The organism is Enterococcus lactis, assembly GCF_015751045.1.
GTDB classification, from domain to species: Bacteria; Bacillota; Bacilli; order Lactobacillales; family Enterococcaceae; genus Enterococcus_B; species Enterococcus_B lactis.
The window spans coordinates 18368-41356 of sequence record NZ_BNJW01000003.1 but is presented as its reverse complement, the minus strand read 5'-3'; the positions used below and the strand labels follow the sequence as shown (position 1 = coordinate 41356).

Below are 22989 nucleotides of genomic sequence, written 5' to 3'. Positions count from 1 at the left end.
AATGGCACGAACACAGAAACAAAAAGCAACCCAAACTCATGCAGTCAGTTTGGTCACACTCACAAATCCCTCTTCACCAATCGCTGAACAATATCGTACGATTCGGACGAATATCCAGTTTGCCTCCGCAGCTGGTCAGCAAATCAAAACGATTGTTGTGACTTCATCAGGACCTGGAGAAGGGAAATCGACCACTGCAGCAAACATTGCCGTTGTTTTTGCCAAATCTGGTCAACGGGTGCTGCTAGTCGATGCAGACTTACGTAAGCCCGTCATCTATAAAACGTTCAAGTTGAACAACGCAAGCGGATTAAGTACTGTCCTTAGTTCATCAGGAAGTGTAGCAGATGAGATCCAACGAACACCAGTCGACAATTTGTCGATTCTGCCAAGTGGACCTAAACCACCAAATCCATCAGAGTTACTAAGCTCGCCAAGAATGGATCAAATTTTAGCAGAAGCAAGACAACTATTTGATGTAGTGATCTTCGACATGCCGCCAGTCGTTGCCGTAACAGATGCACAGATCATGTCTTCAAAAACGGATGGCACCTTATTGGTCGTACGTGAAAATACGTCACGAAAAGAATCATTGACTAAAGCAAAAGAACTGTTAGATATGGTACAAGCGCGAGTCCTTGGTGTTGTATACAATGGGGCAGAACACAGCAAAGATGCCGGCTATTACTACGGGAATTAAGAAATAAAAAGAGAGGAGACAAGAGAAATGATCGATCTACATTGCCATATCCTGCCAGGAATCGATGACGGAGCAGAAAACTTAGATGCCAGTATCGCCATGGCTGAAAAAGCGATTCAACAAGGGATCACACATATTTTATGCACACCCCATCACAATAATGGAAAATACAGCAATGAAAAATCACAAGTCATTTCTCTAGTCGCTTCGTTACAAGCAGAATTAGAGAAAAGACAATTGCCTTTGACGTTATTGGAAGGACAAGAAGTACGTATTACCGGAACACTGATTGAAGACATCCACCGAGATGAAATTTTATTTACAGATTTAGATGATACATATCTTCTAATCGAATTTCCGACACTGGAAGTGCCATTATATGCAGAACGGCTCTTTTTTGAGTTGTTACAACTAGGAAAGACACCAGTGATCGTCCATCCAGAACGCAACGCGCATTTTCGTAAAGACCCGAATCATTTGCTGCCATTCCTAGATATGGGATGCTTGGCCCAACTCACCGCACCAAGTTATGTCGGTGTATTTGGCAAAGAAATCCAGAAAACAGCCAAAACGATGGTCAAACATAACCTCGTGCAAATGGCTGCTTCCGATGCCCATGGTGTCTCTAAACGTACCTTTTACTTAAAAGAATGTTATGAGCAAATCGCCAAGGACTTTGGTAAGGAAAAAGTAGTACAGATGAAACAAGTCGCAAAGGACCTGATCAACGGGGATGAGATCAGTTATCCAGTCTATGAAGAGGTAAAAAAGAAGAAGTTTGGTTTATTTTAGGGGGAGTTAAAAAGTGTTTATATTAACAAGAAGAAGAAAAATTGCCACATTGGTTGTTGTGGACAGCTTGTTATTAATCGCTGCAAATATTGCAGCAGCTAAATTCATGAAGCCGTTTGTATCTATATCAATGGACCTTATTTTAATCTCTATCGGTTTGTCGATTGGTTTTTATTTATTTTATGGTAGTTTATTCAAAGTTTTCACTCGGATCAATCGCTATACAAATTTAAGAGAGATCATTGCAATTTTTAGTTCACTATCTGCAAGTGCTGCCTCAAGTATCCTCATACTGCTGTTCATTAATCGGCGATACAGTTTACGGTTAGTTATCTTTGCTTATCTGCTTTCGCTCTTATTGATCATCGGTAGCCGATTGATCTGGCGTATCTACATCGAAACAAAAAATATGAGATATGTATCAGCAGATTCTGCTAAAAATACCTTGATCGTTGGTGCTGGCGAAGGCGGGCGTATTTTATACAACAGCTTTCTTGGATCCAAAACAGCTCAAGATATCCACGTTGTCGGGTTTGTAGATGATGATCCGAATAAAAGAAATACGTATCTTTCAGGAAAAAAAGTATTAGGTGCATTAAAAGATATTCCGGAATTGATTGAAAAATATGACATTCAAATGGTAACGATCGCTATCCCTTCCTTATCAAGAAAAAAATTACGAAGAATCTTCGAGTTAGTCGAATCCGCTCATGTGAAAGTCAATACGATGCCTTCTATAGAAGAACTTGCTTCAGGGAAAATTAGCGTATCAAAATTAAAAACAATTGACGTAGTGGATTTACTGGGAAGAGATGAGGTAGAGTTGGATATTGAATCCATCAAAGATCAGATCACAGACAAAGTCATTCTTGTCACCGGCGCAGGAGGATCGATCGGTTCAGAAATCTGTCGGCAAATCATTCAATTCAATCCTGCAAAGCTATTGCTTTTAGGACATGGGGAGAACTCGATCTACTTGATTGACCGTGAGTTACGCACACATCATCAAAATTGTCCTACAGAAATTGTACCGATCATCGCAGATATCCAAGATCGCGAGAAAATCAATGAAATCATGGAACAATATCATCCAGATATCGTCTACCATGCAGCTGCTCATAAACATGTACCACTGATGGAATATAATCCAAAAGAAGCAGTCAAAAACAATATTTTCGGTACAAAAAATGTAGCAGAAGCAGCCAAAGCAGCAAAAGTGAAAAACTTCGTCATGGTATCGACAGATAAAGCTAACAATCCTCCAAATGTCATGGGTTCAACAAAACGAATCGCTGAAATGATTGTGACTGGATTGAATGAAGAAGGCTGTACGAAATTCTCAGCTGTCAGATTTGGGAATGTCCTTGGTTCTCGCGGTAGTGTGATTCCAGTATTCAGAGAACAAATTGCTCAAGGTGGTCCAATCACTGTAACAGACTTTCGTATGACCCGATACTTCATGACGATTCCTGAAGCGAGTCGTTTAGTTATTCAATCTGGCGCATTAGCAAAAGGTGGCGAAATTTTTATTCTAGATATGAGTGAACCAGTGAAGATTGTAGACCTAGCGAAAAACATGATCCGATTGAGCGGGTATAGCGAAGACGAAATCGAAATCATTGAAACAGGTATCCGTCCAGGGGAAAAACTATATGAAGAACTATTGTTGGATAAGGAAAGAAATGATGAAGCAGTTTATGAGAAAATCTTTGTGGGAAACATCAAAGGCTACTCAATACAAAAAGTGATGGATTTTGTTAAGAGCCTGCCGCAAGACGATGAACAATTGGCTAAAGACATTGTCACTTTTGCAAATGCTTCGAATAAATAGGGGGAGTAAAGTGAAAGCAATTATTGTAGGAGCTGGTGGATTTGGCAAAGAGATTGCTTTTCTATTACAAAGTGTCTCTAGATATGAATTGGCTGGTTTTGTCGATGATTCGTTAAAAATGCAAAATCAAGAATTATTGGAAAAACCTATATTAGGAACAATAGACTCGTTAATAGAATTAGATGAAGAAACTGCTATTTTTCTGGGAATTGCTTCGCCAGATATCAAAGAAAAAATATATCAAAAGATAAATAAAAATAATAAATTGATTTTCCCTAATTTAGTTGCACCAAGTGCACTAGTGGGCATAAATGTTCAGTTAGGAATTGGCAATATTTTGATGCCCTATACGACTTACACTGCTGACGTAGTTTTAGGAAATTTCAATATGATCAATATCGGCTCTACTATCGGACATGATACTCAAATCGGTAATTATAATTCAATTTTTCCAAGTGTAAATATTTCGGGACATGTTATATTAGGAGATAAAAATGAAATTGGAGTAGGTACTAAAATAATACAAAATCTAAGAATTGGAAATACGAACATCATAGGTGCAGGAAGTGTAGTAATAAAAAATATTAATAATAATACTAAAAATGTTGGCGTACCTACCAAAGTAATAGAAAGATGGGATTAAGTTGGAAAATAAACGAATATTATTAGCATCTCCTCATATGAGTGAGAAAGGATATGAACAAGAGTATGTAAAAGAAGCATTTGATACAAATTGGGTGGCTCCTTTAGGTGCGAATGTGAATGGATTTGAGAAAGAATTAGCAGAATACGTGGGAGCTAGTCATGCTGCCGCATTATCTTCTGGAACAGCAGCTATACATTTAGCTTTGAAAGCGGCTGGGGTCGGTAAAGATGACATAGTGATTTGTCAGTCCTTGACGTTCTCAGCTACTGCTAATCCAATTCTCTATCAAGGAGCTATACCTGTATTTGTTGATAGTGATTACGAAACTTGGAATATGAAACCTGAACATTTGCGAACAGCACTAGAAAAATATCCTAACACAAAGGCTGTATTAGTAGTACATTTGTACGGTTTATCAGCTAATTTAGACGAAATTACTAAAATATGCAAAGAATACGATGTTACTCTAATTGAAGATGCTGCAGAATCATTAGGAACAACATATAAAGGAAAATATACTGGTACATTTGGCGACTATGGAATTTATTCTTTTAATGGAAATAAGATAATCACAACTTCAGGTGGCGGAATGCTTGTATCCAATGACAAAGAAAAGGTGGAAAAAGTGAGATTTTGGGCTACGCAATCTCGTGAGAAGGCACGCCATTATCAACACAATGAAATTGGCTATAATTATCGAATGAGCAATATCGTTGCAGGTATCGGTCGAGGACAATTGAAAGTTTTAAATGAAAGAATTGAGAAAAAACGATATATTCATAGTTTTTATAAAGAAGAATTGTCTAAATTGTCAAATATACAATTCATGCCAGAAAATAATTGGAATGAACCGAATTATTGGTTAAGTGTCATAATAATAAAGGGAATAAATGCGAATCATCTTATTGATGAATTAGACAAAAATAATATAGAAGCCCGCCCAGTATGGAAACCTATGCATTTACAACCTGTTTTCAAAAATTATGATTATATTGGCGATGATGTAGCAGAAACTTTATTTGACTTAGGAGTATGTTTACCATCAGATACAAAGATGACAGATGAAGATTTAAAATATGTAGTATCTACGATTAAAAGAGTGATCAATGATGCGTAAAAAAACTTTCTATCAGCTTTTTGGGAAAAGAATTTTAGATATCCTATTGTCAGGCATTGCTCTCATCGTTTTATCGCCGATAATCTTAATTGTAGGTTTTTTAGTAAGAATTAAACTTGGTTCTCCAATTATCTTCAAACAAGAACGACCAGGAAAAAGTGAAAAAATTTTTTCCATGTATAAATTTCGTACAATGACTGACGAAAGAGACCACAATGGAGAATATTTACCTGATGAAATTCGACTAACTAAATTTGGGAAAATACTTAGAGCAACAAGTCTAGATGAGCTACCAGAACTTTGGAATATTTTGAAGGGTGATATGTCGATCGTAGGACCTCGTCCATTATTAGTGGAATATTTGCCACTATATAGTGAGAGGCAACGGAAAAGACACAACGTAAGACCAGGATTAACTGGACTAGCTCAGGTCAATGGAAGAAATGCGATTAGTTGGGAAGCGAAGTTTGAATACGATTATTTATATATAGAAGATTATTCTTTTACAAAAGACATCAACATAATTTGGCATACTATAAAAAAGGTGTTGAAGCACGATGGAATAACATCTAATTCCAGTGTAACAAATGAAAAGTTTACTGGTAATGAAGAATAAAGTGAGGGAACTATGAGAGTTTTATTTTATCTATTTTTAATATTAATTATTTATACAATGGTGGGCTATCCTATATTACTTGAGCTCTTGAATAAATTTATTCATAAAAAGCAAATCAAATTTGATAAGAGTTACCGTCCAAGTGTGTCTGTAATAGTTCCAGCACATAACGAAGATTCTATTATTGAAAAAAAAATATTGAATTTAATGAGTTTAGACTATGAGAAGGATAAATTAGAAATTATTATCGCTTCTGATAATAGCACAGATGAAACGAATGAAATAGTCAAACGATATGTAGCTGAATTCCCGAAAATAGTTAAACTACATGTTGTTAAAGAACGAAAAGGAAAAACAAATGCACAGGACGAAGCAGTAGAAGTAGCCTGTGGTGAGATCATAGTTTTTACCGATGCTAATTCTATGTTAGAAAAAAAATCAGTAAAAGAACTTGTTTTATCATTATCAAACTTAGAAATAGGTTATGTAGCAGGAAAATTAGTTTATACTAATAACAAAATAAATTCAACAAGTGAGTCAGAGTCCACCTATTGGGATCTTGATCTTAGAATGCGTAAAATAGAATCAGATTTAGCTTCTATAACAGCTGGTAATGGGAGTATATATGCTGTTAGAAAAAATGATTATATAAAAATTAATCCAATTTATAGTCATGACAGTATATATCCACCAAAATTTGTTAATTTAGGGAAAAAAGCTATTTACAATGAAAAAGCAATAGCATTTGAAAAAGCAGGAGAAACGGATAATGATGAATTTAAGAGAAAAATTCGAATGTCTCGTAAAATAATAATGATTAATTTTGTTGATTTTAGTAAATATAATTTTTTTAAGCATGGGTTATTTACTCTTTTTTATTTCTCACATAGAACACTTAGAAATAATCTATATCTAATGCATATAATTGTCTTTATAACAAACTTGATTTTAGCGTTTACCGATTCTAACTCAATATATGTCTTTTTGTTTATTGTACAGTTAATGATATATCTACTAGCATTAGTTGCTCGAAATTTAAATAATAAATATTTAAAATTTATTTCTTACTATGTAATGACAATATTAGCTCAACTAATTGGTGCTTACAGAGAGAGTACAGGAAAATCTAAACCATTTTGGGAAAAAGCAGAAAGTACGAGGTAATAACGTGAATGAATATAAAATGAGTAAAGTTAACACGAATAAATCAATGTTTAATTCAAAAATATGGTGTTTAATTATTTATATTCAGTATATGACGCTACCTCTAAAGCAAGTGAGTAGCCGCTTTGTTATTTTAGATTTTTTAGTTGTAGGAGCAGGGATTATTCTCTCACTACTAGTAAATGGAGTTTCAAAGAAATTTTTAAAATACTTATTGATAATCTTGATTGTTTATCTAATTGATTTTTTATTATTTAGAAATACTACTTCAATTTCATTTTTCTTAATTCCTATGATAAAGAGTAGTTTGCTCATGTTGTACTGTACATTATCTCTAGATAAACTTGATGATTTTGAAAGTGTATATTATAAGTACAGCTTAATGACGTTATGCTCAGTTTTAGTTTATCTTGCTATTTATATAACTACTGGAATTTCTGCGACTTCACATATGGGAATTGGTAACGTACTAACTTTTATATTTATAGCAATTTTGATAAATCAATATCGCTTCAATAAAAGACTAGATTTTGTTCTTTTGTTAGTTATAATTGCTCTAACTTTATTCTTTGCTAATAGGATGGCGATAATATCAGAATTATCTTGTTTTTTATTTGTAGTAAATTATAAAAAAAGTTTGAACTTAATTGTCAAGAGAGTATTTATCCTCATTGTGGCTGTTCCTTGCTTTGCCCTACTTATTACTAATCTCGATAAATTTTTTATGTTGATTTCTCCTCTAATAGATACAAATGGAGAAATGTACTATAGCTTAATGAAATTTCAAAGGATGTTTACTAATAGTGATGGGATATTCGCAGGATTGATACAATCATCATCAGGGAGAAATTTATTATATGACCAAGCTTTATTGCTTTTTAAGGAAAGTTCTTTTTTTCCAAGAGGGATAGCAGGATTTTATTATCAAGATGTATCGGGATATATTTTTAGATATCCCCACAATATATTTCTAGAGATGTTAACTACTTTTGGTTTTTTGGCACCACTTGTATTCGTAATGTTTATTGCATATAGCAGTATTAGAATATCAAAAATGAAAAACCAGCAAAAAATTTTAACTATAGTTTTCTTTATTTTCTCCATTACAAAATTACTTGCTAGTTCCTCGTTTTGGTTAGCTCCATCCTTTGGAATTTTAATTGGTCTCCTAGGATCAAATTTGAGAGAAAGTGATAAAGTATGAAAAAAAAATTCTTTATAGATTTGGTTGCGAACACAGCCTCGCATCTAGTATTACTATTTTTTGTACAATTGATTTTATTTCCAATTCTTAATTCTAGTATTGGTACCACAAATTTTGGATTATTGACAGCTATTTATGGTATCAGTATAGTTTTTATTTCTACATTTGGAGACTCATTAACTGATATGAGAATTATTCTCCAAGAATCAAAATCGAGCAAACTATTTGGTAATTTTTATCTCAATATTGGTTTATCAATTATTGGTAGTTTTGTAGTTAGCTTAATGTTCATAACTCAATTAGGTGTTGCTAATGTTGTGCTTTTTTCATTATCAGTTGGTTTAGGAGTTGTGAGGAGATTTTATAGTGCTCATTTCCGTGTGCTTTTAAGGTTTTATAAATTGTTAGTTTTAAATTTGATTATTTTAGTTGGATATGGTGTAGGACTTTTCATTTTTTATTTTACAGAGAACTGGGGCATAGTCTTTTTTATGGGGGAATTATTTGGTTGTATTTTTTTAATTCAATCAACAATTGTTTTAAAAGAAAAATCATTGGATAATTCAATTAAGGGAGAATACAGCTCTCTTCAATTTACTTATTTTTTCAATAGTACAAGTAGTTACTTAGATAGGTTCCTAATAGTTCCAATTCTTGGAGCAAAACAAATGGCATACTATTATGCTGCAAGCTCTGTATCGAAAATTTTTTCTCTATTAGTTTCTCAAGTAAATACAGTATTATTATCGTATATTATGAAAGTGAATAGATCCATCACTAAAAAAAATATTATATTTCTTTTTGTTCTTTCATGTATTGGTGTTCTCTGTTTATTTCCAATCTTATTAATTTTTACAAATATTGCTGTTCGATTTTTATATAGCTCATTGTATGATGAATCAAGTAAATTGATTATTTTTACAATTGGAGGAACATTAATAAGTTCACAATTAAATATTTTTAAATCACTATATCTAAAATATAATACAGCAAAAAAGATGTTGGTTATTCAAGTTGCAGGAACAATTTTCTATTTAATTATTGCATTGTTGTTAAGTTTTAAATTTGGAATTATGGGATTTGCTATGTCGGTCATTATAGCTAATTTATTTATGTTATTAGCGTATTTAATCTCAATGATAAAAAATATTAAATAGTACTTGTATAAAAAGGTGGATTTTATGAGGAAAATAGTTTTTGTATCGAAAGTTAGAGGCTTCTTGAAGCAATTAAATAGTATAAATTCAAATGAAATTAGTTTTGAATTTATTGATCAAGGGTATGAAATACCTTCTAAAAAGAAGCAAAGATTAAGTAAAATTTTGAGATCGAATCTTGTTAGTCATTTGGGATTAATTCAAGTGTTGAAATTTAATTTGCTTGATAATGATGAAAAAATAGTGGCTGCTAGTTTCAATCGCTTTATCAAAACCAATGTTCCCTATCTGGTCTATTTAGAAAATCCTACGGCTCTCTATCATTATACTTTGAATAGGAACAAGACCTTTCTTGGTAGAAAAAATTTTAAGGAGAATTTAAATGATAAGCACTTACAGACAATAATTTGTATGTCTAATGCTTGTAAAAATACCCTGGATACGTTATTTAATCCTAGTCAATATACTGGAACTGTTAGAACAATCTACCCTTTAGTTCGAAAAAATAAGTATATATCTGTAGAAAAAATAAGAGAAAAAGTGTTATCAAAAGAACTAAAATTGCTTTTTGTATGTCAAGGGGCAAGATTTATTTCTAAAGGTGGATTAGAATTAGTATATACTATGGAAAGGTTAGATAATTCAGATATTAAACTTACAATCATTAGTAACATTAATAATATTCCTCAATTTTTAAAAGAAAAGATAAAGAATAATGAAAATATAACCTTTTTAGAATTTGCTATGAGTTATGATGAAGTAGAAAAAACTTATTCAGAACATCATGTTTTAATTCACCCAACTAGTGATGAGAGTTTTGGATTGACTGTTTTAGAGTCAATAAAAGCAGGGTTACCTGTTATTTCAACAAAATTATATGCAATTCCTGAGCTAGTCGAGGATGGTGTGAATGGATATTTGACAGATCCAAAATGGTGGTTCTTTGATAAAAAAAACTTACCGAATCCATCTGTTTGGAATAATAGAAAAAAGACTCTTTTTTCGCTTGAAAATTCAATTGAAATGGAAAATTTTCTCATAGAAAAAATTCAGTTATACTTTAATAATAGAAGTTTGTTGTTTGAACATTCAAAGGCGTCCTTTATTAGGGGAAATAGTGAGCCGTTTAATGAAGAATTTATTGTAAAACAGTGGATTAGTGCCTATGATAGTATTGAAAAATAGATAAAATATTTTTAAAATATCATTTATCAGAAAGAGGTTTGTAAAATGAAAGTTTCAGTTTTCGGCTTAGGATATGTTGGTCTAGCCAACGCTTTATTACTTAGTCAGCACGAAAATGTTAAAGCATATGATATCGTTCAGGAAAAGATCGATATGCTAAGAAACAGACAATCACCTTTAGAGGATAAAGAAGTTCACGAGTTTCTCGAACGGGATGATTTAAATGTGAAATTTACTAAAGATTTCGAGGAAGCTGTACTTTTTGGTGATTACTTGATCATCGCTACACCGACAGATTACGACGAAAAGAAAAATTACTTTAATACTTCCACAGTTGAAGATGTTATTGAAAAAGCCCTGATCATTCGACCAGATGCAACCTTTATTATTAAGTCAACTATTCCTGTGGGATATACATTAGAATTAAAAGCAAAATTTAAAACAGAGAACATTATTTTCTCTCCAGAGTTTTTAAGAGAAGGGAAGGCATTGTATGATAACTTGCATCCTTCTCGAATTGTTGTAGGAGAGTGTTCTGATAGAGGGCAAGAAATAGCGGATATGTTTGAACGGAACGCTTTAGATAAAGATGTGCCAGTTCTTTTGACACATCCTACTGAAGCTGAAGCAATCAAATTGTTTTCAAACACTTATCTTGCTTTACGCGTAGCATATTTTAATGAGTTAGATACTTATGCCGAGTCTCGAGGATTGAACACAAAACAAATCATTGAGGGTGTAGGGTTAGATCCTCGAATTGGCTCTCACTACAATAATCCCTCATTTGGTTACGGAGGATATTGTTTACCTAAAGATACAAAGCAGCTAAGAGCAAACTATGAAAATGTTCCAAGCAATATCATCAGTGCAATTGTAGATGCAAATAGGACAAGAAAAGATTTTATTGCAGACCAAATTTTAGCGAAAAAACCTAAAACTGTAGGAATCTATCGGTTAACAATGAAGGCAAATTCTGACAACTTTCGGTATTCATCTATCCAAGGCGTAATGAAACGTATCAAAGCAAAAGGGATCGAAGTCGTAGTTTATGAACCAACACTAGATGAAGAAGCATTTTATCATTCACGAGTAATCAAAGATTTCGAAGAATTCAAGAATATGTCAGATGTGATTGTATCAAATCGTATGGAGCCAGGTTTAGCTGAAGTAAAAGAAAAAGTTTATACGAGAGACATATTTAGTAGGGACTGAGAAAGAAACCTCGCACCACTATCAATTGATAGTGGTGCGAGGTTTCTTTCTCCATTTGCTTCCCGCCTACTTCCGCTTCTGCTGCTTTCCTGCGTTGCGGCCTTTGTTGTTTGTACTGTTTTTGGGTTGCTTGATTTGTTTGGTTGCTTGTTTGCTGTCAGCTGGTTTAGCTGATTCTGTCACATCTTTTCTTGGAGTGACGACTTGTTTTGGTGGGTTTTGTTTCAACTCTTCTGCCACTTGTGCTTTCAAACGTGGTTTCATCATAACGTTTGTGATGAATGTTTGCAGACAGCTGAACACACCACCGACTACCCAGTAAAGTGTAACACCGGCTGGCGCACTGATCGACATGAAGACGATCATAGCAGGAGAGACGATCAGCATCGTACGCATCGTCTTTTTCTGTTCTTCAGGAATACCGATCGTTGAGATATATCCTTGAAGCAGATAAGCGACCCCTGCGATGGCCACAAGCACCATACTTGGTGAGCCTAAATCGATGCCGTAGAAAGATGATTCCCGGATCCCTTCTGTATAACGTGCCGTAAAGTACAAGGCAGAGAAAATCGGCATTTGGATCAATAGAGGCAGACAGCCGATTCCGCCGGTCATACTCAATCCGTTTTCGCGGTATACTTGCTGCATTTCTGCTTGTGCTGCCATTTGTTCTTCACGTGTTGTTGCAGCTTTCAATTTTTGTTGGGCTGCTTCAACTTGTGGTTTTAACGCTTGCATTTTTTCAGATTGGATCATTGTTTTTTTCGATTGACTAATACCTAGTGGCAAGATGATGATACGGACGATCACAGTCATTGCGATAACTGCCCAGCCATAAGACCAATTGAAATTCTCAACTAGATATGTAATCGCTTGGCCCATAGGATGGACGAGTACTCGATAAACGATTCCCGAAGTGTCAGGGTTTCCGTTTGAATCCATCCGCACACAGCCAGATAAAAAGAGCAGGATACTGACAAGTCCGGATCCCAATAACCAGTTTTTCCATTTATTCATAGAATACTTCCTCTTCTATAATTTTTACACAAACTTAACTATACTAAAAAAGCGCATGGAATTCAATCAACTTCATAGAAATTTCATATAAATATTCGTTCTTTTACGTAGCGAAAAATTTTGAAAAAAAGACAAAAAATCAAGAAAGAAATACTAGGAAAAAGTAGAATGATCCAAGTGTTTCTTTCTTACTTTAATAAACTAAAAACTTTTTTTCTGCCCGAAAAAGCGGAGTCAAATGAACTCACTGCAAGTGATAGATCAGCTTTTTCACTGCTGTCCTTAATTTTTGAGGCAAAGCGCCTCAAGAATAACCTTATCGACGGTGTTCAAAAGTCAGTTTCTCGGTATTAACAAAATATGAGAAGCTATTTTGAAAATGTTTCTCCTTAATACTCGAGGCAAAGCGCCTCAAAAACAACCTTATCGACGGTGTTCAAAAGCTTGCATCTACGGCATTAAGTCCAGCCTGTTGAAAAATATGGAGAGCTATTTTTCACAACCTGTCCTTAATGCTTGATGCAGACCAGCTTTTTCACAACCTTATCCCACCACATCAAATTTCTTTCGTTCCTCAATCATCGGGTCTTCTTGGACATCCACATACTGCACTCGTCCACTTGGGCTCGGTGATTTCTTGACTTCTTCAATAAATTTCTGGATGATGTCGTCATTGCCGATTGCTTCGATTGTGACTGAGCCGTCGTCTTCGTTTTTTACCGTTCCAGTCACGCCTAGTTGATCAGCGACCATCTTGGTCATGTAGCGAAATCCTACGCCTTGGACGCGTCCTTGGACGTTCATTTTAACTTTGCGCATGTTCGTCACCTTTCTTTCCTATTTTATAAATTAATGATACCGATTTTTTTAGGATGAAACAAGCTCAAGCACCTATTCCATGATATAATCATGGGGAGGTGAGGAATGTGAAAGAGATCCAATCAGCAAAAAATCCAAGAATCAAAGAATTAAAAAAACTACATAAAAAGAAATATCGGGAAGAAAAGGAAGAATATCTTTTGGAAGGGTTCCATCTGATCGAAGAAGCTGCGTCGTCTGATGCAGAAATAAAAGAACTTTTTGTGACACAGCGAGGCATGAAAGAATGGGGAGACTGGCTGGCCGCAAACAAAGAGATTTCTACTTTTCTAGTTTCGGATGAGGTCATGGATGCTGTATCGGATCTACCTACACCACAAGGAATCTTAGCAGTGATGGCGTTAACGGCTGAAGGCACGCCAGATTTTTCAGGAGGTTGGCTGTTATTAGATAATGTACAAGATCCTGGAAATGTAGGGACGATGATCCGTACGGCAGATGCATTTGATATGGCTGGTGTTTTATTAGGCAAAGGAACGGCAGATATTTATAGTACAAAGGTGCTGCGCAGCATGCAGGGAAGCAATTATCATTTGCCTGTGTTGCAAAAAGATTTGACAGAAGTGATTCCTTTAATGAAAGACAAAGGGTTTACAGTGTATGGCACAGAATTAAATGAAGAAGCACACGCATTAGACAAAGTAGAAAAATCAGATAACTTCGCAATAATCATGGGGAACGAAGGTCAGGGGGTAAGTCAGGAAATCTTGTCTTTGACTGATCAGAACGTATATATCCCGATGAAAGGAAATGCGGAATCGTTGAATGTTGGGGTTGCGGCAGGGATTGTTCTTTATCATTTTTCTTTATGATTAAGGAACTATTAAGCTTTGGCTATTTTATCCAAGGCGACTAGAATAATCCGAACACTGGTGGTATACTTAGATCAATTTCAGAAGAAAATGAAATTCAAAAAGGTGGCAGATCGATAATTATGACAGAAAAATGGCGTGAAGACGAAGAATATATGTCTTATGTAGAAGATCTTTTAGAAACAGAAGCAGTGAAAAAATTAGCGAATTACACACAGCATGTTCATTCCACTCGTTTGGAGCATTCCATCAGTGTTTCTTACTATAGTTATCTGCTCGCAAAAAAATGGGGTGGCAATGCTAAAGCAACAGCGCGTGCTGGACTTTTGCATGATCTGTTCTACTATGATTGGCGTACGACGAAATTTGATGAAGGCACACATGCGTATATCCATCCAAGAATCGCTGTAAAGAATGCAGAAAAAATCACCGATTTGTCGGATCTTGAGCGAGATATCATTTTGAAGCACATGTGGGGCGCAACGATTGCACCGCCTAAGTACAAAGAAGGATATATCGTAACATTCGTAGACAAATACTGCGCAGTCAAAGAAGCCGCTCAGCCTATGTCAGCAAGTATGCGTAAGAGATGGCAACGTTACTTCGGAAAAGAATCCTCGATTTAACAGGTAAAACCAATAATAGACCATATTGAGGTTGTGACAGAAGTGGGTCAGCTTCAAGAAATAAGAAGGAATTTACGAAAATTGCTTCTCAAATTTTTGTGAAATTCCGGCTTATTTTTCGAAGAAGCTACTTCTGGAACACCGTTTGTTTGTAGAAAGGGACTTTGACACGACTTTTGTCACAGTCCTTTTTCTGTTTGCAGTTGACTATCTGCTCAAGATACGGTTTACTTTTATTTATCGAATGAATCATGTACATAGAAGAATGAACATTAAAGGGGGTGATGATAAGATGCAAAACGTATCTTATTTAAAAGAGTCCGGGATCTTCAGGTAACACATACTTTGCAGAAGATCACTTTTTTCTACAAAGTATGCACTTTGGTTAGAAGAAAGGACTTTAAAATCATGGAACAAACAATGAAACCATATCAATATTTTTTTATAAAAAGAGAAGTAGAGCAGTTATTAAATGCGTACTCATCTGTCAATGACTCAAAAACGGTACAAACGGTTCAGGCTCTAGCAGCTGAAAAGATTCGCGATGTATTAGGTTACGAACCACCAGAAATCGATACGTTTTTAACGACAGTTTTAGATGTAAAACTGACAAAAACGCAAGCAGAACGAGCATTGGAGGAGCTGAAGCAAATCGTCCAGCCGTTTATGCAGCCGAGCAAACCACAAATCGAGAAATTATTCCGAAAAGTGAAAAAACTCAAACAACCCGCTTGGAATGAAATCGACTTGCAAGCACATACGTACATCGGTTGGAATGATCCAGGGACGCAAAAAAAATTCATGGTTTATTACGAAGATGGAAAATTAAAAGGGATCAGCGGTACTTTATCACCAACGATTAATAAGGGAATCTGTGCGATCTGTCAGAAAACATCGAATGTCTCGCTCTTTCTTTCTACAACGAAAGCCGGTTCTGATGGCACGTATACGAAAAAGGGGAATTATATTTGTCATGATAGTGATCAATGTAATCAACAGTTAACGAAATTGGCTCCTTTCTATGAATTTGCTGAACGTGTAAAGAAAGAACGATAATTTTATTGTTTTTTACAGAAAAATATGCTATCTTTTAATGGAAGTGAATAGGTGAGGGTGTTCGCCTTTAAATGCTAACGTAAGATAGCTAATGACGCCTACTAAAGTCTGGGGCCAGCCCCTTTCTTTAGTAGGCGTTTTTTTATTTGAGGAGGAAGTTTTTATGGAAAAACAATTACCGAGTCCAGTGCGTATTTTGATGTACATGTTGAAGTGGCTGGTGGTCACAGCGATTCTCGGAGTATTCATGGGGAGCTTGTCTGCTTTTTTCTTAAATAGCCTGACGTTCGTGACAGATATCCGACTAGCACATCCTTGGCTACTTTATCTATTGCCAGTCAGCGGCGCGCTTTTTGCTTATCTTTATGCGTATCATGGCGGTCTTTCTAGTCGTGGGAATAACTTAGTGATCGATCAAGGGAATGGAGGAGAAGAGAAGATCCCTTTGCGGCTCATTCCATTGACCTTGTTTGGGACCATCACTACCCATTTATTTGGGGGATCTGTTGGTCGTGAAGGAACAGCAGTTCAAATGGGGGGAGCATTAGCTGATAATATAGCGCATTTATTCCGATTGGATAAAGCAGAACGGGAGATTTTGGTTATCAGTGGAATCAGTGCGGGTTTTAGTTCTGTATTTGGCACACCTTTAGCTGGAACATTATTTGGATTAGAAGTGTTGGCAATCGGTAAAGTCCGAACAGAAGCAATATTTCCTAGCTTCTTTGCTGCGCTTTTTGCAAATTTCATGACAGAAAGCTATGGTGTTTCTCATCTACATTACCAAATGGGTGTGATTCCTGAATGGAGTATGTTGCTGTTCTTCAAAGTTTTTGTTGCTGGGATTGCTTTTGGTTTGATTGGTTGGGTATTCAGCCGTTCGATCGTCTTTTTAAAAGCGCGGTATGCGCAATGGATTCCTCATCCTGTTTGGCGAAATACGATAGGTGGAGCAGTAGTTGTAGCCGCAGCGTTGATTTTGCAAACACAACGTTACCTTGGGTTGAGTCTTCCGTTACTGCAGGAATCATTTAATGGACAGGCACATGCTTATGATTTTATTGGGAAATTATTCTTCACGGTCTTGTCTTTAGGTGCGGGGTACCAAGGGGGAGAAGTGACACCACTATTTGAGATTGGTGCAACGCTTGGCGCAGTACTAGCGCCTTTGCTCCATGTTTCTGTTCCTTTTCTTGCTGGATTAGGTTTTATCGGGGTATTTTCTGGTGCGACAAATACACCGATTGCCTGTTTTGTGATGGGAATCGAATTATTTGGTTCACAAGCTGCTGTTTACTTCTTTATGATCTGCTTGATCAGCTTTATGTGTTCAGGAAACAGCGGTATTTATTCTGCACAGCAAGTAGCCGTCAAAAAAGGAATACTATTCTTGCCAATCGTCAAGAGAATAAAAGAAAAAACCAAGGTGTGACATATGTTTTGTCACACCTTGGTTTTTTAGAAAAGTAAAGTGATCAGTGATAAGAATGCGGAACCTGCGAAAAGCAATCCGCAAATGATCATATGTCTTTTTTTGTTCATCATCAAGATGGCGATGTATTCTCTTAAAAACGCGTTAGGCAAGTAATAGAAAGCTGTTTTTGCCCCAATGCCATTTGCCTTCAGTTTCGCTTGTCGTGCATAGAGACCAGCTCTGAAAATGTGGTAATTGTTGGAACTGAAGATCGCGCGATAGGGACCTTTCATTTGCTGATCCATGATTTCCTTTGAATAGCGCATATTCTCCAAAGTGGTTGTCGAATTGGTTTCGACAAGAATATCTCTTTCAGGAATTCCTTGTTCCATAGCATATTGTTTCATCGCAATTGCTTCTGGTACTTTTTCGTCTGCTCCCTGTCCACCCGACATTAATAGGATAGGCGGATTTAATGTCGCACGGCTTTGTGCCCCATAAAAAGCAATCGCCTTATTGATTCGCTTGGCAAGAAGAGGAGAAACTGTTTCTCCATTGATCAACCCGGCGCCTAACACAACGATGAAGTCTTGGTTGTATCGAGGGCGGTTGAACTGATACAAGAATGAGACAGTCAAAAAGTTGTAGAATACGATAAATAGATAGATTAAGATTAATGGGATGCAGAAAAACAAAGCATTTATCCATTGTGGTAAATATTTTAACAAGAAAAAGTCAAAAACAAGAAACAATGTAAGAAAAATGGCTAGTATCAAGGTTAAAAGATTAGCTAATGAATGCGATTCTCTACGTAAAACTGTGACACCGTTCCAAAAAAGAAAAACGATCAATCCATAAATGCCGAATAGAAAGACAAGCAGTAACGGGATCGTGATCAAGGCAATCAGTCCGCCAAGAAAAATATTTTGTGTTTCGTATAGCAAGACAAACAAGTAGATACCAAAACTAATGAGGAAAACATTGAATAAAAGACCATTCAACAGCCTTCGCTTTTCTGAAAAATAGGAAAAGGCAAAGATACTGAAAAACACTAAGGGAATCAAAAAATAAAAGGTCGAATAAAAAATTTCCAACACGACAAAATAAGTCAAGATTACCGCAAACGTCCATGTACTGCTGTAAAAGAACAAGGAAGGATCCTTTTTCTGTTTTCGCCAATAAACGATGGAGAATACCCCAATAAGATAGAGAACCAAAAAAATCAGATCTCTAGTTAGATTCATAAATTCAACTCCTTTTTCTTATACAGTATAACGAAAATAGATGAAAAAAGCTGTTATTTAAACTAGAAAAAGCAAAAAAACATCTTCCACATGGAAAGATGCTTTTTTCTTTTTGTTCAATTAAAACAAGTTACCGAAAAATTCTGCGACGCGTCGCCAGCCAATAACGAAAATATTTGCTTTTTCTACGGTTTTATCCGTGATGATTTCTGTGGATGGCGCGTTGTTGTCTTCTAGATAACCTAATTTATCTTCTGCCAAGGTGATCGTTGCGGTACCGATTTTTGTTCCTTTATCCATAGGTGCTTGGATCTCATTGTCAGTGACTTGTTTTTTGTCAAGAGTTGGTGTGATTGTTAATTTTCCAGTATCCATATCGTTCCGTACCCATACTTTTACAGGACTTTTAAGCACAACGGGCACTGTTGATTCTTTCCCGTCTTTTACATCAATGGTTTTTAGACTAGGGATACTTGCATTGGCTTTTCCAAGCTCTTTTTCTGACCAATTGTCGTAGCAATAATCCATTAAGCGAGCTGTTTCATTGAAACGGGCACTTGGGTTTTCCGCATGGCCGTCTGCATTCAATACGACAGTGATGATTCGTTGATCGTTTTTAGTGATCGTACCGACGAAACAGGCTCCTGCAAGTTCAGTCGTACCAGTTTTTAATCCGTCCACGCCTTCTTTATAATTCACGAATCCTGGGAGCATCCAGTTCCAGTTGACCATTTCTACTGGTGATTGCGTGTTTTCGCCAAACATTTGTGTCGTAGTGCTAGATACATCCAGTATTTCTGGAAAATCCAAGATCAAATGACGGGCAACGATAGCCACATCTTGAGCAGACATTTGATTTTCGTCGTTTTCTCTAGTACCTTCTGGTCGGTTTTCGCCAAGATAAGAGTTATTCAGTCCTGATGCATTAACGATCGTTGCATCTTTGATACCCCAATCTTTCAATTGTTCTTTCATTCGTTCAGTGAATTTTGCTTCGCTGCCAGAGATTTTTTCTGCCAAGGCAACCATTGAAGCGTTGGCTGACTGGATGATTGCAGAGTCGAATAATTCTTTAACGGTGTAGGTGTTTTCTTTATGCAAAGGAACATTTGATAAATCTGGGGTGACACTCAAATTTTCTGCATAATCTGAAATTGAAACTTTATCATCCCATGATAGTTTCCCTTCTTTTACTTGATCAAGGACGATGTAAAGACCGATGATTTTTGTGATTGAAGCGATCCCCATGGTTTTTTCTCCATCTTGATCATAAAGAATCTTACCGCTTTGCGCATCTACAGCAAAGGCTGCTTTTGCATTTACTTTGAAAGTATCTTCAGCTTGCACAGCAACAGATGGTAGAAAAGAAGCAAGGCAAAGAATGAGACTAGCCAATAATAGGACTAGACGTGTTTTTTTTATGGACATATCCGATCTCCTTGTATTTAATTTGTTTCGCTACAAATTAAAATTTTATCAGAGAGGGAAGAGAGTTTCAATGTTTCTGAAAAAAACTTTAGGATAAGAACGCGCGTTATGAAAAGGTTAGCGGTCATTTTTTCGTACTTTTATAGGAACAGGCTGTGTTTCCGCCTCTAATAAGCGGGAAGCGCTGAAAGCAAACAAGCTGATGATACTTAATAAACTAAAAATCATAATCAAATGCATAAGGTCCACCTCTTTTATTCTTTTTCTTAGTCTAACAGCCTTTCATGAAGAATAGTTGAAGACTATACCCAAATAATTGAGGAAATTATGAAGATAACTTAAAAAAATTGCAAAATACCCAACTAAAGAAACCGTTTTATTTTTTTAGATACGTTTTATTGTATGGAAAAATAGTGTTGTGGTAGACTTTAGATAGACACAAAGGAATGATTTTTTTAGGAGGGGTACGTTTATGGCAAAAAAGGATAAAGAACTACTGTCACAATTGACTTCAGAAGGCGCTAAAGGACCGTTCGTCACGATCATGCTGAATACGCATGTCGCACATCAAGATGTGGAAAAAGATCAAATCAAATTCAAAAATTTTGCAAAAGAAGCAAAGAAACGTTTTGAAAAAAAATATTCCGAGCATGACTGGTCCCCGTTCCAAGAAAAAATTGAACATTTGTTAGGAGATCCTTCGTTTTGGCGTAGTGCAACTACGAGTGTAGCGGTCATTATAACTGCTGATCAAACCTATATCCATCGTTTGAGTATCCCGGTAGACGATCAATATTATGTAAGTGATCTTCCTTATTTACTGGCCATTATCAAAAATGGACAGTTCAACTATTCCTATTATCTGTTGGGATTGAACCGCGACTCCATGAAATTGTATGAAGTCAGCAACAAACAAGTAAAAGAAGTGTCTCTACCAGAAGGGGCACCGGTCGATGTTGTTACTGCATTGGGATCTGAACTGACAGGTGGCGGTTTGAACTTCTCTTCTAATGGAGGGGGCGGTGCCCGAGATGGCGTTACTTTCCATGGCGTGAATCCAAAAGATGAAGAAGTAGAGATCGATTGGGTCAACTATTACCAAGCAGTTGATACGTACTTGAAGGATTCTTTCGAAAATCCTGAACAATGGCCGATTTATTTATTCGCTCTACCAGAAAATCAGACGATGTTCAAAAAAATCGCCAAAAATCCTTACTATTGTGCAGACGTTGCGATTTCTGCTTCTCCAGCACAACTATCCTTTAGAGATATCGAAGAAGGAGCGAAGAAGCTGTCAAGTGAACTAGCAGCCCAAGAATCAAAAGAGTACAATAAACTTTTAGATAAGAAATTCATCGATCAGTTAGTTGATATCGTTCCAGCTGCGAAAGAAGGAAAAGTATCCCATTTGTTTATCGCTACGTCAAACTTAGCTGATGGTTTCGGAGAAGATCCTGAAACAGAATATGATCGGCGTCAAGTGCTGAATGCTTTGGCAGACGATGTGATTATTAATGGTGGGAAAGTGTTTATTTTGGATCAAAAAGATGCACCAGATGAAAAGAGTCTGACAGCGATTCTTCGTTATTAAAGAGGTTGTGAAATCAGTGTTTTGACCTGAGTATTAGAGAGAAAAAGCTGTTCTGCATCAAGAATAAGAAGAGATTTACGAAAATTATTTCTCAAATTTTTGTGAAATTTCGGCTTATTTCCGAAGAAGTTACTTCTGGAACATCGTTTATCAAGAGGTCGTGACATCGTCACGACCTCTTTTTTGACGATTATGATACAAAAAACACCATTTATGAATGAAATGCAAATAACGGTCGTTCTTGAGATATGATTTTAATTGGGAAAAACTTATCGATAAGGAGGTCTTTATGAAAAAAAGACTGTTATGGTGTTTGCTGTCTCTATCCCTAAGTTTAACAAGTCAACCAGTTTTTGCAGAAGAAACACAGCGTTCTCTAAGCACAGGCGCACGTATGTACAAAAATATTTATGCGCAGACATCAGCGTTTGATTCTGCGTTCCCTGAAACAGAAGAACGGGCTTTGCAGCCAAGGTTTGGTTATTTTTGGTATTGTCCGTCATGTGATTACGAAAGTTGCTGGCATTTCTTCCATTCAACAGCTGCAGCTTTTGCTGTTACCCATGCTCAGAAATATGATGGGCATCATCCTGTCATTTATGAGGTATAGGTATGAACAAAAAAGAAAAATTAATCTCGTTGATCGTATTGGTTTGTCTTGTTCTTCTGATCACTGTCATAGGCTATCAGAAATACCATGAGAACATCAGAACTACTAAAGAGTCTTCCCCATCCTCAACCGTTGAAACAGAAACAATAAATAGTCAGATAGAATAATTTTTTAGTTTAAAGGGGTGCAATGGATCGAAAGAGGGGTATCTGAACAATAGAACGTTTGTCATTAAGAAAGTTCGGTTTTTCACTTGATGTAATCGCTGAGAAAACATTTTTTTATAAAAAAATATCGAAAAACTCTAGCGTTTTTGTAAACGGTATGATATACTGTAGAAGTAGTTTTTGTTCGGTAATCTGTGGTAGCTTGTTTCAAATAAACATCTTCCAGATATACACCATTCAAGTAATTGCAAAATATGTGTTGAAACACAAGGAGGATTTTTATTATGGAAACAGGTACAGTAAAATGGTTTAACTCAGAAAAAGGATTTGGATTCATCACTGCAGAAAACGGAAACGATGTATTCGTTCATTTCTCAGCTATCCAAGGCGACGGATTCAAAACTTTAGAAGAAGGCCAAACAGTAACTTTCGACGTTGAAGAAGGTCAACGCGGACCTCAAGCAACAAACGTTACTAAAGCTTAATTTACCTATACTAAAAATAAAAGTCCAGACATTTAC

23 protein-coding genes and 1 riboswitch are annotated in these 22989 nt (G+C 36.0%); of the genes, 18 read left to right on the top strand and 5 right to left on the bottom strand.

Features of this window, described 5'->3' with window-relative positions; translation table 11 throughout:
* Position 1 precedes the first annotated feature (1 nt).
* The 11 genes from KFO35_RS02110 to KFO35_RS02060 are packed head-to-tail and all read left to right on the top strand — an operon-like array spanning position 2 to position 11624.
* Positions 2-700: a CpsD/CapB family tyrosine-protein kinase gene (locus KFO35_RS02110; RefSeq protein WP_002337316.1), complete on the top strand. Its 699-nt coding sequence runs from the start codon at positions 2-4 to the stop codon at positions 698-700.
* A gap of 27 nt (positions 701-727) precedes the next feature.
* A complete protein-coding gene (locus KFO35_RS02105) occupies positions 728-1492 on the top strand; it encodes a tyrosine-protein phosphatase (protein WP_002337445.1) in 765 nt (254 codons plus the stop codon).
* 13 nt (positions 1493-1505) lie between these two features.
* Positions 1506-3323 (top strand): polysaccharide biosynthesis protein, encoded by a 1818-nt coding sequence (locus tag KFO35_RS02100; protein ID WP_002337446.1) that lies wholly within the window; start codon positions 1506-1508, stop codon positions 3321-3323.
* A gap of 10 nt (positions 3324-3333) precedes the next feature.
* Entirely contained in the window at positions 3334-3966 is a 633-nt protein-coding gene (locus KFO35_RS02095) for an acetyltransferase (protein ID WP_002334847.1), read from the top strand.
* A 1-nt stretch (position 3967) separates the two neighbouring features.
* The gene (locus KFO35_RS02090) at positions 3968-5086 is read left to right on the top strand and encodes a DegT/DnrJ/EryC1/StrS family aminotransferase (RefSeq protein WP_002334148.1); all 1119 of its coding nucleotides are present in this window, start codon (positions 3968-3970) and stop codon (positions 5084-5086) included.
* Positions 5076-5702 (top strand): sugar transferase, encoded by a 627-nt coding sequence (locus KFO35_RS02085; RefSeq protein WP_002334845.1) that lies wholly within the window; start codon positions 5076-5078, stop codon positions 5700-5702. Before KFO35_RS02090 ends, KFO35_RS02085 begins: the two co-directional genes overlap by 11 nt.
* A gap of 12 nt (positions 5703-5714) precedes the next feature.
* Positions 5715-6866 carry a glycosyltransferase gene (locus tag KFO35_RS02080; protein WP_002337447.1) on the top strand — a complete coding sequence of 384 codons (1152 nt, stop codon included), beginning with the start codon at positions 5715-5717 and terminating at the stop codon, positions 6864-6866.
* Positions 6867-6870: 4 nt separating this feature from the next.
* Positions 6871-8070, top strand: coding sequence for an O-antigen ligase family protein (locus KFO35_RS02075; RefSeq protein WP_002334841.1), 1200 nt, complete (start codon positions 6871-6873; stop codon positions 8068-8070).
* Entirely contained in the window at positions 8067-9227 is a 1161-nt protein-coding gene (locus KFO35_RS02070) for a lipopolysaccharide biosynthesis protein (RefSeq protein WP_002334840.1), read from the top strand. The genes KFO35_RS02075 and KFO35_RS02070 overlap by 4 nt, the downstream gene beginning before the upstream one ends.
* Positions 9228-9251: 24 nt before the next feature.
* A complete protein-coding gene (locus KFO35_RS02065) occupies positions 9252-10412 on the top strand; it encodes a glycosyltransferase family 4 protein (protein WP_002334839.1) in 1161 nt (386 codons plus the stop codon).
* A gap of 45 nt (positions 10413-10457) precedes the next feature.
* Positions 10458-11624, top strand: coding sequence for a nucleotide sugar dehydrogenase (locus tag KFO35_RS02060; protein WP_156272080.1), 1167 nt, complete (start codon positions 10458-10460; stop codon positions 11622-11624).
* A 66-nt stretch (positions 11625-11690) separates the two neighbouring features.
* Here the strand turns inward: KFO35_RS02060 and yidC are convergent, their stop codons facing one another.
* Together yidC and KFO35_RS02050 are read right to left on the bottom strand one after the other, a co-directional pair.
* The gene (gene yidC, locus KFO35_RS02055) at positions 11691-12641 is read right to left on the bottom strand and encodes a membrane protein insertase YidC (RefSeq protein ID WP_002291748.1); all 951 of its coding nucleotides are present in this window, start codon (positions 12639-12641) and stop codon (positions 11691-11693) included.
* Positions 12642-13184: 543 nt separating this feature from the next.
* A complete protein-coding gene (locus KFO35_RS02050; protein ID WP_002289551.1) occupies positions 13185-13460 on the bottom strand; it encodes an acylphosphatase in 276 nt (91 codons plus the stop codon).
* A 107-nt stretch (positions 13461-13567) separates the two neighbouring features.
* On the opposite strand from KFO35_RS02050, the gene KFO35_RS02045 reads away from it, so the two are divergent.
* From KFO35_RS02045 to KFO35_RS02030, 4 genes are all read left to right on the top strand, one after another.
* A complete protein-coding gene (locus tag KFO35_RS02045; protein ID WP_002294889.1) occupies positions 13568-14332 on the top strand; it encodes a TrmH family RNA methyltransferase in 765 nt (254 codons plus the stop codon).
* Positions 14333-14454: 122 nt separating this feature from the next.
* Positions 14455-14958, top strand: coding sequence for an HD domain-containing protein (locus KFO35_RS02040; protein WP_002296302.1), 504 nt, complete (start codon positions 14455-14457; stop codon positions 14956-14958).
* A 408-nt stretch (positions 14959-15366) separates the two neighbouring features.
* A complete protein-coding gene (locus KFO35_RS02035; protein WP_002336521.1) occupies positions 15367-16014 on the top strand; it encodes a FusB/FusC family EF-G-binding protein in 648 nt (215 codons plus the stop codon).
* Positions 16015-16055: 41 nt separating this feature from the next.
* Positions 16056-16122: riboswitch (Fluoride riboswitch) on the top strand.
* A gap of 55 nt (positions 16123-16177) precedes the next feature.
* Positions 16178-17446 carry a voltage-gated chloride channel family protein gene (locus KFO35_RS02030; protein WP_025478139.1) on the top strand — a complete coding sequence of 423 codons (1269 nt, stop codon included), beginning with the start codon at positions 16178-16180 and terminating at the stop codon, positions 17444-17446.
* A 26-nt stretch (positions 17447-17472) separates the two neighbouring features.
* Here KFO35_RS02030 and KFO35_RS02025 read toward each other — a convergent pair whose 3' ends face one another.
* From KFO35_RS02025 to KFO35_RS14330, 3 genes are all read right to left on the bottom strand, one after another.
* Positions 17473-18672 carry a YdcF family protein gene (locus tag KFO35_RS02025; protein WP_002336519.1) on the bottom strand — a complete coding sequence of 400 codons (1200 nt, stop codon included), beginning with the start codon at positions 18670-18672 and terminating at the stop codon, positions 17473-17475.
* 120 nt (positions 18673-18792) lie between these two features.
* Entirely contained in the window at positions 18793-20100 is a 1308-nt protein-coding gene (locus KFO35_RS02020) for a serine hydrolase (protein WP_156272084.1), read from the bottom strand.
* A 117-nt stretch (positions 20101-20217) separates the two neighbouring features.
* Positions 20218-20340 (bottom strand): hypothetical protein, encoded by a 123-nt coding sequence (locus KFO35_RS14330; RefSeq protein WP_002294875.1) that lies wholly within the window; start codon positions 20338-20340, stop codon positions 20218-20220.
* A gap of 232 nt (positions 20341-20572) precedes the next feature.
* Here KFO35_RS14330 and KFO35_RS02015 point away from each other — a divergent pair, with 232 nt between their 5' ends.
* From KFO35_RS02015 to KFO35_RS02005, 3 genes are all read left to right on the top strand, one after another.
* A complete protein-coding gene (locus KFO35_RS02015) occupies positions 20573-21691 on the top strand; it encodes a baeRF6 domain-containing protein (protein ID WP_070873094.1) in 1119 nt (372 codons plus the stop codon).
* Positions 21692-21980: 289 nt separating this feature from the next.
* Positions 21981-22301 (top strand): hypothetical protein, encoded by a 321-nt coding sequence (locus KFO35_RS02010; RefSeq protein WP_002291761.1) that lies wholly within the window; start codon positions 21981-21983, stop codon positions 22299-22301.
* Between the two features lie 451 nt (positions 22302-22752).
* Positions 22753-22953, top strand: coding sequence for a cold-shock protein (locus KFO35_RS02005; RefSeq protein WP_002294871.1), 201 nt, complete (start codon positions 22753-22755; stop codon positions 22951-22953).
* Positions 22954-22989 lie beyond the last annotated feature (36 nt).